Annotated in this window: 10 protein-coding genes and 1 pseudogene; 8 read left to right on the top strand and 3 right to left on the bottom strand. The window is 59.3% G+C overall.

All coding sequences use genetic code 11. The annotated features are described in order from the left end of the window. Positions 1-33: 33 nt before the first annotated feature. Positions 34-945: a DMT family transporter gene (locus KUF73_RS25915; protein ID WP_218440838.1), complete on the top strand. Its 912-nt coding sequence runs from the start codon at positions 34-36 to the stop codon at positions 943-945. Positions 946-1,068: 123 nt separating this feature from the next. Here KUF73_RS25915 and KUF73_RS25910 read toward each other — a convergent pair whose 3' ends face one another. Further along, entirely contained in the window at positions 1,069-1,779 is a 711-nt protein-coding gene (locus KUF73_RS25910; RefSeq protein WP_218440837.1) for a FadR/GntR family transcriptional regulator, read from the bottom strand. Between the two features lie 281 nt (positions 1,780-2,060). On the opposite strand from KUF73_RS25910, the gene KUF73_RS25905 reads away from it, so the two are divergent. The 6 genes from KUF73_RS25905 to KUF73_RS25880 all read left to right on the top strand — a co-directional run bounded on the left by KUF73_RS25905 (position 2,061) and on the right by KUF73_RS25880 (position 12,676). Next, complete coding sequence (locus KUF73_RS25905; protein ID WP_218440836.1) at positions 2,061-3,407, top strand: MFS transporter; 1,347 nt, start codon at positions 2,061-2,063, stop codon at positions 3,405-3,407. A 37-nt stretch (positions 3,408-3,444) separates the two neighbouring features. Next, positions 3,445-4,788 carry a glucarate dehydratase gene (gene gudD / locus KUF73_RS25900; protein ID WP_218440835.1) on the top strand — a complete coding sequence of 448 codons (1,344 nt, stop codon included), beginning with the start codon at positions 3,445-3,447 and terminating at the stop codon, positions 4,786-4,788. Positions 4,789-4,891: 103 nt separating this feature from the next. Next, entirely contained in the window at positions 4,892-6,049 is a 1,158-nt protein-coding gene (gene ampC, locus KUF73_RS25895; protein WP_218440891.1) for a class C beta-lactamase, read from the top strand. A 219-nt stretch (positions 6,050-6,268) separates the two neighbouring features. Next, complete coding sequence (locus KUF73_RS25890) at positions 6,269-6,892, top strand: response regulator transcription factor (protein WP_218440834.1); 624 nt, start codon at positions 6,269-6,271, stop codon at positions 6,890-6,892. 3 nt (positions 6,893-6,895) lie between these two features. Beyond that, positions 6,896-10,468 carry an ATP-binding protein gene (locus tag KUF73_RS25885; RefSeq protein WP_218440833.1) on the top strand — a complete coding sequence of 1,191 codons (3,573 nt, stop codon included), beginning with the start codon at positions 6,896-6,898 and terminating at the stop codon, positions 10,466-10,468. A 96-nt stretch (positions 10,469-10,564) separates the two neighbouring features. Then, positions 10,565-12,676: an autotransporter outer membrane beta-barrel domain-containing protein gene (locus tag KUF73_RS25880; RefSeq protein ID WP_218440832.1), complete on the top strand. Its 2,112-nt coding sequence runs from the start codon at positions 10,565-10,567 to the stop codon at positions 12,674-12,676. A gap of 122 nt (positions 12,677-12,798) precedes the next feature. Here KUF73_RS25880 and KUF73_RS25875 read toward each other — a convergent pair whose 3' ends face one another. Next, positions 12,799-13,362, bottom strand: coding sequence for a DUF4174 domain-containing protein (locus KUF73_RS25875; protein WP_218440831.1), 564 nt, complete (start codon positions 13,360-13,362; stop codon positions 12,799-12,801). A 134-nt stretch (positions 13,363-13,496) separates the two neighbouring features. Between KUF73_RS25875 and KUF73_RS31875 the strand changes: the two are divergent. Beyond that, a pseudogene (locus KUF73_RS31875) lies at positions 13,497-13,586 on the top strand (VOC family protein); the annotation flags it as partial. A gap of 24 nt (positions 13,587-13,610) precedes the next feature. Here the strand turns inward: KUF73_RS31875 and KUF73_RS25870 are convergent. After that, positions 13,611-14,396: a sulfite exporter TauE/SafE family protein gene (locus tag KUF73_RS25870; protein ID WP_218440830.1), complete on the bottom strand. Its 786-nt coding sequence runs from the start codon at positions 14,394-14,396 to the stop codon at positions 13,611-13,613. Positions 14,397-14,549 lie beyond the last annotated feature (153 nt).

Genomic DNA, 14,549 nt, shown 5'->3' with positions numbered 1-14,549 from the left:
ATACTCAATGCACTTGCCTACCGGTGCACGATCATGAACTCCGTTTCGCCCGCCCCCGGCTCTCCCTTGAAAATCATTCTGGCCATGGCGTTTGTCGTGGCTTGCTGGGGCTTTTCCCCGACCGGCATCCACATCGGCCTGCAAGCTTATGATCCGGTGCATCTGGCGCTGCTGCGCTTTTTGCTGGCATCGCTGTTCATGGCTGTAGTCGCGGTGTTCAGGGGCATTCGCCTACCGAACCTTCGTGACATTCCGCTGCTGCTGGGGCTGGGTTTCTTTGCGGTGAGCCTGCATCACGTGGCGATCAATTTCGGCCAGCAAGGTGTGAGTGCCGGTGCGTCGAGCGTATTGGCACAGTCGACACCGCTGTTCAGCACGCTACTGGCGCGTTTTGTGTTCAAGGACCGGGTGAGCGTCTGGCGCTGGTGTTGCGTGCTGCTCGGACTGCTGGGCGTGGTAATCGTGGTGGCGGGCGATCATGGCTTGGGCAGCATCGATGCCCACGGCCTGCTGATCCTGCTGGCGGCGCTGTCCTGGAGTCTCTATTTCGCACTGCAAAAACATCACACCGGTCGCTACGACGGGTTGACGCTGGTCTGTTACACGGTTTGGTCGGGGACGTTGTTGCTGCTGATGTTCCTGCCTGGATTGGTGGAGCAAGTCGCCAACGCACCATTGCGAGTGCAACTGGCGGTGTTTGCCTTGGGGATTTTTCCCAGCGCGCTGGCCTATTTGACCTGGGCCTATGTGCTGGCGCATGTGGATTTGAGTCGGGCGACGATGACGCTGTATCTGGTGCCCCCGACGGCCATGGCGATTGCGTCCGTTGGCTTGGGTGAGCAGCCGACACTGATGGTGGGAGTTGGGGCGCTGGTGGTGTTGATCAGCGTGTTGGCGTTGAATCTGGAGCGGCGCGTGGTGGTGGTTCGAGCGGCCAGTGTTTGATGGTTGATTTGTGCTAAGGCAACTGGCCTCTTCGCGGGCAAGCCTCGCCCCTACTGGATTTGTGTCGAATCGAGTAGGGGCGAGGCTTGCCCGCGAAGAACGATGACTCGATTTCACTGACTATCAGCTCGGCGAAAAACGGTCCCGACTGTTGGTCAAGTGCAGCCACATCGCCGCCCGCGCTGCGTCCGGGTCCTGGCGTTTGATGGCGTTGAGAATCGCCTCATGCTCAAGGTTGGCCAATTCTCCGAGCTTGCTCAGGTCCACCGCGCCGCGCTCGGTCGCATTGACCCGGGTTCGCGGAATCATGGCGCTGCCCAGGTGTTGCATGATTTCGGTGAAACACACATTGCCGGTGGCTTCGGCGATCAACAGATGGAAACGCCGGTCAGCTTCGACGCAGCTGTCGTTATTGGCCAGCAGGCTTTGATAGTCGTCGAGCGCTTCACGCATCTGCACCAACTGCTGATCCGTGCGGCGAGTGGCGGCCAGCGCGGCGGCCTGGGTTTCCAGGCCCATGCGCAACTCCAGAATGCTGCGCACCCCCAGCGCGGTATCGACATTCAGCCGTAAGCCCTGCTCCGGCGCACGCTCCAGCACGAAGGTGCCGATGCCGTGGCGGGTTTCCACCAGCCCGGACGCCTGCAACTTCGAGATCGCCTCGCGCACCACGGTGCGACTGACCCCGTGTTCCTGAACGATCGTGTTCTCCGACGGCAGCTTGTCGCCGGGCGACATCTGCCCGAGCAGGATGCTCTGGGTCAGTTTGGCGACCAGGTCATGGGCCAGGTTATGGCTGCGCTTGCGGGCAGGTGCGTCGAGGTCTTCTTGCATAGCGATCATCCAAAGGCAGAGCTAGCGGAATCGTAGCATTGCGCTCAATTGGAATCTCAACAAAACATCGATCAGCTTGTATGACAACACTCAACAACAGGCGCAAAAACGCCCATACAACCAACGCCACCTCCTCTGAAAAGTATAACAACCGTCGAACAAAGCGCCATTTTGCTGGACGAAAGTTATTGCACGTCAAAAAAATCTAGTTGTATGATGTCTATCAACAACGCAGCATCCCGTCACACCCCGCATAAAAATAACGAGTGGGAGAAAACGCAGTGAATACATCCATCTCAGGGATGGACAAGGGTGCCGATTCGGCCCTGACGTCCGCCATATCGAAAGTCAAACGCCACGTCTTGCCGCTGTTCGTCATCATGTTCATCGTCAACTACATTGACCGCGTGAACATCGGCTTCGTCCGCGCCCACATGGAGCACGACCTGGGCATTGGCGCTGCCGCCTACGGCCTCGGTGCAGGCCTGTTCTTCATCGGGTACGCGCTGTTCGAAGTCCCGTCCAATATCCTTCTGCAAAAAGTCGGCGCACGCATCTGGCTGACCCGCATCATGCTGACTTGGGGCCTGGTGGCTGCGGCCATGGCGTTCATCCAGAACGAAACCCACTTTTACGTCCTGCGCTTTCTGCTGGGCGTGGCTGAAGCCGGGTTCTTTCCTGGAGTGATCTACTACTTCACTCGCTGGCTGCCCGGCGTGGAACGCGGCAAGGCGATTGCGATTTTCCTCAGCGGTTCGGCGGTTGCATCGCTGATTTCGGGCCCGTTGTCCGGTCTGCTCCTGCAAATCAACGGCTTCGGCATGCACGGTTGGCAGTGGATGTACTTCATTGAAGGGATGTTCTCGGTCGGGCTGTGCGTGTTCGTCTGGTTCTGGCTGGACTCAAAACCCCATGACGCCAAATGGCTGACCCCTGAAGAACAGGATGCGCTTGTCAAAACCATCGACGACGAACAACTGGCTCGCGAAGCGGCGACGCCAATCAAGCCATCGCTGGGCAAGCTGCTCAAGGACCGGCAGATCATCCTGTTTTGCCTGATCTACTTCTTCATTCAGTTGACCATCTATGCGGCCACCTTCTGGTTGCCGAGCATCATCAAGAAGATGGGTGACCTCAGCGACTTCCAGGTCGGGATGTTCAACTCGATTCCGTGGTTGCTGTCGATCATCGGCATGTACGCCTTCGCGACGCTGTCGGCCAAATGGAAGCATCAACAAGCGTGGGTCGCTGCTGCGCTGCTAATCGCTGCCGCCGGGATGTTCATGTCCACCACGGGCGGGCCGGTCTTCGCCTTCGTTGCGATCTGCTTTGCTGCACTGGGCTTCAAATCGGCGTCGTCGTTGTTCTGGCCTATTCCCCAGGCTTATCTGGATGCGCGCATCGCTGCCGGGGTGATCGCGTTGATTAACTCGGTGGGCAATCTCGGCGGTTTCGTTGCGCCGACCACCTTCGGCTTGCTGGAAGAGCGTACCGGCTCGATTCAAGGCGGGCTGTACGGCCTGGCCGCGACCTCGATCATCGCCGCGATCATTGTCTTCGCTGCACGCAACAACCCCAAAGCCGCACCTGTCACTGCTCCGGGCAAACCAGCGCCCCATCACGCCTGAACACTCATTCAAGAGCACGGTTGAAAGGAAAACAAAAATGACCTTACAAGAAACTGCCAAAGCCCCGATCATCACCAGCATGCAGGTTGTTCCGGTGGCCGGCCACGATGGCATGCTGCTCAACCTGAGCGGTGCCCACGGCCCGTTTTTTACCCGCAACATCGTCATTCTCAAAGACAACGCCGGCCACACCGGCGTCGGCGAAGTGCCGGGTGGCGAACGCATTCGCCAGACTCTCGAAGACGCACGCAGCCTGGTGGTTGGCAGCCCGATCGGCACTTACCAGAAGATTCTCAATCAAGTCCGCCAGACCTTCGCCGACCGCGATGCCGGTGGCCGCGGCCTGCAGACGTTCGACCTGCGCATCACCATCCACGCCGTCACCGGCCTGGAAGCGGCGCTGCTCGATCTGCTCGGCCAGCACCTGGACGTGCCGGTTGCCGCCCTGCTCGGCGAAGGCCAGCAGCGCGACGAAGTGAAGATGCTCGGCTATCTGTTTTATGTCGGTGACCGCAACGAAACCGACCTTGCCTACCGCAGCGAACCCGATGCTGATAACGACTGGTTCCGGGTGCGTCACGACAAAGCCATGACCGCCGAGGCCGTGGTACGTCTGGCCGAAGCGGCCCATGCTCGCTACGGCTTCAAGGACTTCAAACTCAAGGGCGGCGTGCTCAGCGGCGATGCCGAAATCGAAGCGGTCACCGCCCTGGCCGAACGCTTTCCCGAAGCACGCATCACCCTTGACCCGAACGGCGCCTGGTCACTCAAAGAAGCCATCCGCCTGTGCCGCGATCAGCACCAAGTGCTGGCTTATGCAGAAGACCCGTGCGGCGCGGAAAACGGTTACTCGGGCCGCGAAGTCATGGCCGAGTTCCGCCGTGCCACGGGCTTGAAAACCGCGACCAACATGATCGCTACCGACTGGCGGGGAATGGGTCATGCCATCCAGCTGCAATCGGTCGACATTCCGCTGGCCGACCCGCACTTCTGGACGATGCAGGGTTCGGTTCGTGTCGCCCAGATGTGTCACGAATGGGGCCTGACCTGGGGTTCGCACTCCAACAACCACTTCGATATTTCATTAGCGATGTTCACGCACGTCGCGGCGGCTGCGCCCGGTGAAATCACTGCCATCGACACCCACTGGATCTGGCAGGACGGCCAACGCCTGACCAAGGCCCCGTTGCAAATCGTCGAGGGCTGCGTGCAGGTGCCGCAGAAACCGGGGCTGGGTGTTGAGCTGGATATGGATCAACTGGCCAAGGCCCATGAGCTGTACAAGGGCATGGGCCTGGGTGCGCGGGATGACAGCGTGGCGATGCAGTTTCTGATTCCGGGCTGGACTTTCGACAACAAGCGACCATGCCTGGTGCGCTGATCGAAAATGCACGCCCCTGCTGGAAACTTGGCCTGATCAGCAGTGACGGGGTTTAATGACCGCTCTAAATCGAGCGGTCAGCCCAATGAAATCCCCTAAAACGATGAAGGACTCAATCGGCATTGCCAGGCCGAAAATGCTTGCGATTTGCTTGGCAATGCTCGCCACAAGCCCCTGTTTTGCGCAGGAAAATATCGAGTCCGTGGTGAACGACGCCGTGCGCCAGGTCATGCAAGCCCAGGGCATTCCCGGCATGGCCGTGGCCGTCACCCTCAACGGCAAACCGCATTACTTCAACTACGGCGTGGCCTCGAAAGAAAACCAACAGCCGGTGACCGAAAACACCCTGTTCGAAATCGGCTCGCTGAGCAAAACCTTCACCGCCACCCTCGGTGCCTATGCTCAGGCCAGTGGCAAACTGTCGTTCTCCGACAAGGCCAGCCGGGTGCTGCCAGCCTTGCGCGGCAGTGCTTTCGACACCATCAGCCTGCTGCAACTGGGCACTTACACCGCTGGCGGTCTGCCGTTGCAATTCCCGGATGCCGCCGATTCCACGGACAAGATGCTCGGCTATTTCCAGCAGTGGAAACCGGTCTACCCCGCCGGCACCCACCGGCAATACTCGAACCCCAGCATCGGGTTGTTCGGCTACCTGGCCGCACAAAGCATGGGCCAGCCGTTCGATGATCTGATGGAAAACACCCTGTTGCCCAAACTTGGGTTGAAGCACACCTATCTCAAGGTACCGCAGGCCCAGATGGACCTGTACGCCCAGGGTTACAGCAAGGACGACAAAACCGTGCGCGTCGGACCAGGAGCGCTGGACTCCGAGGCTTATGGGGTGAAAACCAGCGCCTCTGACCTGATCGGTTTCGTCGAAGCGAACATAAGGCCCGGCACACTGGAAAAGCCCCTGCAGCAGGCCATTGCCCTGACACACACCGGTTATTACAGCGTTGACGACATGACCCAGGGTCTGGGTTGGGAACTCTATAAATACCCGGTGACGCTCGATCAATTGCTCGCCGGCAACTCGACGCCGATGGCCATGGAAGCGCACAAGGTTCAGTGGCTGAATCCGCCTCAGTCTCCGTCGAAAGAGATATTGATCAACAAAACGGGGTCGACCAATGGCTTTGGTGCCTACGCGGTTTTCGTGCCTTCGAAAGGCATTGGCATTGTGATTCTGGCCAACAAAAACTATCCGAATGCGGAGCGCGTGAAGGTTGCGCATCAGATATTGAGTGCCTTGAGTAACTGACAGAGCAACATCAAAAGATCGCAGCCCCGCGGCAGCGCCTACATGGCCACTGCGCGCGACAAAACCGCCACAATCAACTTGTGCACGACACCTTTCATTGCATAGCCAACCAAACCGGGTACGATCGCGCCTTTTTTTATTCCACCTGCCATGCATCAGGCTCCCGGCGCTGTTACTTCGCTGCGGGACTATGCTGAATCAGGGCATGAGGGCTGATCGATGAAAGTGTTGCTGGTCGATGATCACGCGGTGGTGCGCATGGCGATCGGGATGATTCTGGCCCGTGAAGGCCATGAGATCGTCGGCGAGTGCGACAACGGCGTGGATGCGCTGAGCAAAGCCTTCGAACTCAAGCCTGATGCGATTGTGCTGGATCTCGACATTCCGCAACTCGATGGCATGGCGGTGATTGACCGTTTGCGTATCGGCGGCAGCCCGGCCCATGTGCTGGTGCATACCGGGCTGAAAGGCCAGGCGTATGCGGCGCAATGCATGCGTGCCGGTGCGGCGGCTTATCTGTCGAAAATCGATGATCCGGTGGAGATCGCCACGGCCCTGAAAGCGGTCGCCAGCGGCAAGACCTGGTTCCCCATCGGCACTTTCAATTCGGTGCGTAAAAGCGATTTCGCCCAGACCGATGCGCAATTGCTCAGCGCTGTTTCGCGCCGTGAACTCAAGGTGCTGCATGGTTTGGCGCTGGGCAAAAGCAATAAGGAAATTGCCGACGACATGCTGCTGAGCAACAAGACCGTCAGCACCTACAAAACCCGGCTGATGCAAAAACTCAACGCTGCCACGCTGCTGGAACTGATTGAGTTCGCCAAGCGTAACGATCTGGTCTGAATCATGACCACGATCTGTCGGGTGCTGCTGGGCGTGTTGATGCTCTTGTCATTCCCGGCATCCGCCGAACCTCTGTCACTGCTCAGCCGCGCCGCCGATAGCAGTGTCAGCCTGACGCTCAACGCTGAGCAGCGCCAATGGCTGGCCCATAAGGCCGTGCTGCGGGTCGGCGTGTACTTGCCCGACCGCCCACCACTGGACATGACCGCCAACCAGAAAGATTACGAAGGCCTGTCGGCCGATTACCTCGACGTGCTGGCGCGGGCGTTGGGCGTGCGCTTGCAGGTCACTCGTTATGCCTCTCAGGAACAGGCGCTGGCCGCTCTGCAGCAACGCGAAGTCGACCTGATTCCGCGCATCAACCACCTCGAAACGGTTTACAGCGATCTGCTACTGAGCGCGCCTTATGCCTACGACCAGGCCGTGCTGGTCAGCCGTTTCGGTACTCACTGGCCCAACGACCAGCCACCACCGGGCACCCGCGTGCTATTCGATCCCGACTGGATTGCGCAGGGGCGCGTAGTCGCACTGTTTCCCCAATTGCCGGTCGAGTCGGTGTCCTCCACCGAACAGGGGCTCGGCCGGGTGGCCTATGACGAAGGTCTGGTTTTGCTAACCGATGCGATTTCCGCGCAATACCTGCTGGAGCGCAGTTATCAGCAAAGCCTGAAGCAGACCCTACAGCGCGACTCCGAAGGTCTGGGTTTCAGTTTTGCGGTGCGGCGTCAGGACCGCCAGTTGCTGACACTGCTCAATACCGCGCTGGCGAAAATCTCGCCACCGGAACGTGCCGTGATCGCTCGGCGCTGGGGCATCGGTGCCAATCCGAAACTGGCCTACAACCGCCTGCAATTGACCGTCGGCGAGCAGCAATGGATCAAGGATCACCCGCAGATCGAAGTGTTGGCCAACGACTTGTACTCGCCTTTCAGCTTCTTCAACGCTGACGGTCAATTACGCGGCATGGCCGCCGACTTACTGGAGTTGATCAACGACCGCACCGGGCTGGTGTTCGTGCCAAGCAATATCACCTCGGTCGACGCGATGACTAGCCGTGCGCAACGGGACCCGGTCAGCATCATTGGTGCCCTGACATACAGTTCACGCCGCGAACCCAATTTGCTGTTTGCCCGCCCCTATGTGGTCAATCCCTTTGCACTGGTGACCCGCATCCAGCCGGAACATGCCGGCCTCGCCGGTTTGAAAGGCCGGCGCGTGGCAATCATCAAAGACTCGGCGGCGGCCAACTGGCTGGAGCGCGAGTGGCCAGACATTCTGCCGGTGGAAGTCGACACACCGATCGAAACCTATGAATTGCTCGCCGAAGGTCGAGTGGACGGTGTGATCCAGCCACAGATGGGCGCCGCTTACCTGATCGACCGGTTTTTTCGCGGTCGGCTGCAAATCGACTCGGTGATCGGTTCCCAACCCGCGCTGATCGGTTTCGCCACCGGCCATCAGAACACCGAACTGATCTCGATCCTCGACAAAGCCATGCTCGACATCGGCCCAGACACATTCACCAGCCTGGCCAACCGCTGGCAAAACCCGCAGGAAAGCCAGGGCGGCTGGAGCGCCTACAAAAACTGGTTCTTCAGAGCCGTGCTCGGCCTGATGGTCGTGGTGCTGGCGATCCTCGCCTGGAATCTTGGACTGCGTCGGCAAATCGCCGAACGGCAAAAAGCGCAAAAAGCCCTGAACGACCAATTGGTGTTCATGAAGGTGCTGGTGGATGGCACGCCGCATCCGATTTACGTCCGCGACCGCAAGGGTTTGTTGCTGACCTGCAATCGCGCTTACCTGCAAGTGATGGATATCGAACTCGACCAGGTGTTGAACAAGGGCCTGATCGAAGCGGACATTCTGCCTGTCGACGACGCCCATCATTACAAGCGGATTCACCGCGCGACGCTTGAAAGCGCCGAGCCGTCGTTCGCCAATTTCACCATGACGGTCAAGGGCCGGACTTACCACATCTACCACTGGGCCCTGCCCTATCACGATTCCGACGGCACCATGACCGGGGTCATTGGCGGCTGGATTGACCTGACCGAACAACAGAACCTGCAACACGCGCTGCATCAGGCCAAGGATCACGCCGAGGCAGCCAACCGTGGCAAGAGCCACTTCCTGGCGGTGATGAGCCACGAGATCCGCACGCCCATGAGCGCGCTGATCGGCGTGCTCGAACTGCTGCGTGACCAGCGCCCCGACGGGCAATTGATCGACATCGCGCAAAAATCCGCCAGCGGCATGATGGAGCTGATTGGCGAAATTCTCGACCTGTCGAAAATCGAGTCCGGCAAGTTCGAACTGCGGACCGGCGCCTGTCATCCGGTGAGGCTGGTCAGCACCGTGGCCGAGAGTTTTGCCAGCCTCGCCCAGCAGAAGAATGTCGCACTGGCTTTCCTCAACCATGGGCCGGACATTGCCGTGGACCTGGATTCGCTGCGATTTCGGCAGATCGTGTCCAACCTGATCAGCAACGCGATCAAGTTCACCCCGCGGGGCACAGTCGGCGTTGAGCTGACGCTGGAACCCGCACACGGTTCTGCCCATCTGCGCCTGCGCGTGACGGACACTGGCATCGGCATGAACGAGCAACAGCGCCAGCGATTGTTCCAGCCCTACACGCAATTCGATTCAAACGACACCGAATTGCAGGTCGGCACAGGCTTGGGCCTGGCGATCTGTCAGCAACTGACGCAAGTGATGGGCGGACGCCTTACTTGCGTCAGCGAGCCGGGGCAAGGGTCGTGTTTCACCCTGGAACTCGACGTGACGGCCGTGACGGAGGACGAGGCAATACCCATCAACGATGCTGGACCGGTTGCACCTCTGCCCGCCCGCAACATTCTGATCGTCGAAGATCACGAGTTCAATCGCGTGGTGCTGCAACGGCAACTGGAATCCCTCGGCATGCGGGTCAAGTGTGCAGAGAACGGCCTGGAAGGCTTGCGCCTATGGAGCCAGCAACCTTTCGACTACGTCATCACCGACTGCAACATGCCGCACATGAGTGGCGAGCAGATGGTCCGCCAATTGCGTGCGACCGAAGCCCGTGAAGGGCGCGCCGCCACTCATGTGGTGGGATTGACGGCCAATGCGCAACCCCAGGAAGTCCGGCTCTGCATCGAGGCTGGCATGAACGACTGTCTGTTCAAACCGGTGACCCGCTCGACCCTCGAACACTACCTGCGTCAGGCCGAACAAGCGCCACTGGAAACGACGCCCTGCTTCGACATTTCCAGGGTTCGCGACATCACGGCCGGCGATGCGGCAATGACCCGGCAATTGCTGAGCACGGTGCTGCGTACCAATCAGGAAGATTTCGATGCACTGCAGCAGCTGTCTGCCGCGGGTGACTTGTTGGCGGTGAAGCGTCTTTGCCACAAGATCCTCGGCAGCGCGCGGATCATCCATGCAGCGCCGTTGATCAGCACCTGTGAACAGCTCGAACAGGCTTGCGAGGCTGGCGTTCAAGGTCCGGAACTGACTCGATTGCTTGAAGCCTTCACCCTGCAAACAACCCGGCTTCAGGACAGTATTCGGGTCAGTATCAACGGCCAGTCGTAGGAAGTTTCCTACAATATTTCAGGAATCATCGGCGTTACCCACACCGTCGCCCTCCGCAGAATGCCCGCCACTTTCCTCTGCAGTCGGTGGCTTTCCATGTTCAAGGTCGGTGTGCGGTTTTCTCGTGTATCGGTATCCAGTGCCATGCTGTTGCTGGGCCTGGTGCCACTCAAGACGTTCGCCGCCAGCTGCGATCTGCTCACGTGCCTGACCACCGCTGAAGCCAATCTTTTGCTCAACGATGGTTCTTCGGTGAATGTGGGCACCGGCGGTTCCCTGATCGATAGCACCGTGAGCAATGGCAACATCCATATCTGGGATTCAGGTGTTTCGCAGGGCACGACGGTGCAGAACACCGGATGGCTGCAACTGCATGACACCGGGGCGGCCTACGACACCCTGTTGCAAAACGGTCAGATGGTGGTCTTGGGCTCGGCCACCGCACTTCGCACCACGGTCAATGGCGGTTTTCTGGATGTCGCGGAAAACGCAGTCGTCAGCGATACCCGTCTCAAGGGTGGCGCCATGTTTGTATACATGGACGCCCTCGCGAAAAACACCTCCGTCAATAATGGCCAAATGACTGTTTATCAGGACGCTCATGCCGAGCACACGACCGTGAATAACGGCGGCGTCCTGTCGGTCAATGACCGCGGTTCAGTCAGCGATTCAGTGGTCAATCAGGGCGGTCTGCTGGAAAGCGTAGCGGGCACCGCTGTGCACAACACCCTCGTCAATCAGGGCGGCCTCATGGTGTTGGGCGATCGGGCCGAAGCCAGTGAGACGACGATCAATCAGGGCGGTTTCCTGCAGCTCAAGGGCGACGCGATCCTGGGTTTTTCGAGCCATGTCGAGGGTCAGGTCAGCTTCGCCGATCCGGCCATTAACGGCTTCCATACGCTGACGATCAAAGGTCCGTTGAGCGGCAACGGCAGTTTCCTGATGAACACTGACCTGGCCTCATTGCAAGGTGACTTGATCAGGGTGCAAGGACCGATCAGCGACACGCATACCCTGGTGGTCACCGATTCGGGCAATGCGCCGGGTAGCGCGCGACCATTGATGCTGGTGGATGGCAACGGCGGCAGCGGCGACTTCAAACTCTACGGCGATACCGTGGATGCCGGCGCCTATCGTTACCAATTGCAGCACATTGGCGAAGACTGGTTTTTGCTCAACACCGCCGAGGTCGATCCGATCAACAAACCGGATGAAGGACGAGACCCACAAACGCCGGGTTTTCCTGCGGACCCTGCTGAGCCCGACATCCCGACGCGTCGTCCTCAAGCTGAAACCCTGAGTAAAGGCGCCAACGCGGCGGTCGCCAGTCACGCTGCCAGCGCAGCCCTGATCAGTGCGCAAATGAGCGCCACCACCGGACACTTTGGCGAATTGCGTTCCGGCAAGGATCAGGGTGGTTTGTGGACGCGTGGCTATGGCACCGAACAGCGCCTGGACACGGGCACCAGCCGGGCTTTCCAACAACAAGTGAACGGCATGGAAATCGGCGCCGATAAAGCCCTGCCCTTTCTTGATGGAACGCTTTACGTGGGCGGGTTGGTCGGCCAAGGCCAGGGACGACAGGATTTCGGTGAGGCCAGCAAAGGCACCATCGACAGTACGACTCTCGGGGCCTATGCCAGCTATCTCGACCGCTCCGGTTTGCATATCGACAGCGCTCTGAAGTACAGCCGGCTGGACAACGACATCGACATCACCAGCAACCTCGGAAAAAAGGTCAGCGCACACTTCAAGAACCATGCGGTGAGCGCTGATGTTCAACTCGGCAAGCATGTCGAACTGGGTCAAGGCTGGTTCGTCGAACCTCAAGCAGGGCTGCAGATGAGCCGCATCGGTCGCGGGCACTACACCGCCAGCAATGGCCTGAGCGTCGAACAGGATGCGATGACCTCGATGCAAAGCCGAGTCGGCGGCGTGCTTGGGCGCGATCTGCAATGGGGCAACGGCGTCGCGGTCAAGCCTTATGCCAAGGCCACCTGGATGACCGAACATGCTGGCGACAGTCACGTGAAGGTCAGCGGGGTAAAACTGGACAGCCGCCTGCCGGGGTCACGGGGCGAACTCGGTGGCGGGTTAATGGTGTCGGTGGCTGACAAGCACCATTTCTTCGTCGAAGGCGGGTACACCAAAGGCAGCGATATTGAACAGCCTTGGGCGGTAAATGCCGGTTATCGCTACAACTGGTAACCGTTGATCGATGCAAAACCGGTAGGAGCTGCCGCAGGCTGCGATCTTTTGATTTTTAAAAGCAAAGTCAAAAGATCGCAGCCTCCGGCAGCTCCTACATGGATCAGGTGGTCAGTGCTCGGTCAATCGTCGGGTTGCTCAGCAGGCTTGGCGGGTTTCGCTGGTTTGCCGGGCTTGGTGCCTTTGGCGCCCTTGGCCGGGGCCGGCTCGGCGGCGACCGGTGGCGGGGCGTATGCGGCGGCTTCCTTCTCCTCCGCCGGCAGCGCATCGATGGTGTCGAAGACCTTCTTCAGATCGACCGACTTCGACTCCTCCCCTGACCTTTCGAGCTTCACCTCACCGTCCTTGCCCACCAGAATCACTTTGGGCAACGCACCGGCACCGAGTTTCAACGAGCGGATGAGTGCCATGGTGTCCTGTTGGCCGAGATCCTTGCCATCGAGCTGGCCGAACATGTTCAGCACGCTGTACACCTTGATATTGCGCTGCGCAACACCCTGCTTGTTGGCCGGATCCTCCAGCGACTTTTTCAGGCTCACCCAAACCGGGTCAACGGTGCTCGGCGCAATAATGATCAGGGGACGGGCCCTGCCCTTGTCCATATCCAGCGGTGAGTCGCCATCGGCGGCGAACAAGGGGCCGGCAACTGCCAGCAAGGTAGCCAGGGTCAGTGACCTGATGAGCATGCGCATCTCCTTTTGATATCCACGCTCTAATGATTGCGCATCGCGGCGATCGTTCCGGGTGACGCTCCGCAAATGTGTTTCGCCTTGCCCAAAGCTTAGGTCAGGGCGGTCATTGCGCAACAGGCTGAACGTAGCGCTCGAAGGAGATATTTGATTACGCGGGTAGGCGGCGGGTGTATTTCGATGACCCGGACGGGCATCGGCTGGAAATTTTCACCCGCGAATGGAAGTTGGCGTGTCGCAAGCAATCAGAAGGCCAGTTTGTAACCGATCAGCAACAGCATGGTTGCCAGGCACGGACGCAGCAGTTCATCGGAAATGCGGCCCGTCAGGTGGCTGCCCAGGTAAATCCCCGGCAGCGAACCGATCAGCAGGAAACCCAGTACGTGCCAATCCATATTGCCCATGCTCGCATGACCAAGACCGGCGACCAGGGTCAGCGGCACGGCGTGCGCGATTTCAGTGCCCACCAGGCGACGGGTCGGCAGGAGCGGATAGAGAATGAACAACGCCACGGTGCCCAAAGCGCCGGCGCCGATGGAAGTCAGTGCGACCATGGTGCCGAGCACCAGGCCGGTGATGACCGTCAGGATATTGAGGCGCGTGCCACTCGGGTTGTAATTGCCGCCAGCACGTTTGTGGGCGAAATCCAGCAGACGCTTCTTGAACAGGATCGCCAGCGCGGTAGCGAACAAGACGAAACCCAAAGCCTGTTTGATGATCGCGTTCATGGCATCGGGGGCGCTGTGCAAGCTGCTGAGGAACCACAGCGTCAGCGCCACGGCCGGCACGCTGCCGAGGGTCAGCCAACCGGTAATCGCCCAATCGATGTTGTTGTTCTTTCTGTGAACCAGCACGCCGCTGGATTTAGTGATGGCCGCGTACAGCAAATCGGTGCCGACCGCGGTAGCGGGGTTGATGCCAAACGCCAGCAAGATGGGGGTCATCAACGACCCGCCACCCACGCCAGTCATGCCGACGATGAAGCCGACCACCAGCCCGGCCACAATCAACCCGATGTTCACTAATTCCATTGATACGTCCACATAGACTGCAAGGAAAATCTGGCCCGCAGCATAGCGATAATTCTTATAACCAGTTATATCGATGCGATCTATCTTTATGCCCAGAACATCCCGATGCAGGAGCTGTCGAGTGCAACGAGGCTGCGATCTTTTGATTTTGAT

The organism is Pseudomonas sp. PD9R (assembly GCF_019200975.1).
GTDB lineage: Bacteria > Pseudomonadota > Gammaproteobacteria > Pseudomonadales > Pseudomonadaceae > Aquipseudomonas.
Note: the sequence above shows the minus strand (reverse complement) of the source record. Positions and strands in the feature narration are given on the sequence as shown.

Excerpts from the sequence above, each read along its gene's own strand:
- gudD (WP_218440835.1), top strand. The coding sequence starts at position 3,445 with ATGACCTTACAAGAAACTGCCAAAGCCCCGATCATCACCAGCATGCAG.
- KUF73_RS25910 (WP_218440837.1), bottom strand. The coding sequence starts at position 1,779 with ATGCAAGAAGACCTCGACGCACCTGCCCGCAAGCGCAGCCATAACCTG.
- KUF73_RS25890 (WP_218440834.1), top strand. The coding sequence starts at position 6,269 with ATGAAAGTGTTGCTGGTCGATGATCACGCGGTGGTGCGCATGGCGATC.
- KUF73_RS25880 (WP_218440832.1), top strand. The coding sequence starts at position 10,565 with ATGTTCAAGGTCGGTGTGCGGTTTTCTCGTGTATCGGTATCCAGTGCC.
- KUF73_RS25885 (WP_218440833.1), top strand. The coding sequence starts at position 6,896 with ATGACCACGATCTGTCGGGTGCTGCTGGGCGTGTTGATGCTCTTGTCA.
- KUF73_RS25875 (WP_218440831.1), bottom strand. The coding sequence starts at position 13,362 with ATGCTCATCAGGTCACTGACCCTGGCTACCTTGCTGGCAGTTGCCGGC.
- ampC (WP_218440891.1), top strand. The coding sequence starts at position 4,892 with ATGAAGGACTCAATCGGCATTGCCAGGCCGAAAATGCTTGCGATTTGC.
- KUF73_RS25870 (WP_218440830.1), bottom strand. The coding sequence starts at position 14,396 with ATGGAATTAGTGAACATCGGGTTGATTGTGGCCGGGCTGGTGGTCGGC.
- KUF73_RS25915 (WP_218440838.1), top strand. The coding sequence starts at position 34 with ATGAACTCCGTTTCGCCCGCCCCCGGCTCTCCCTTGAAAATCATTCTG.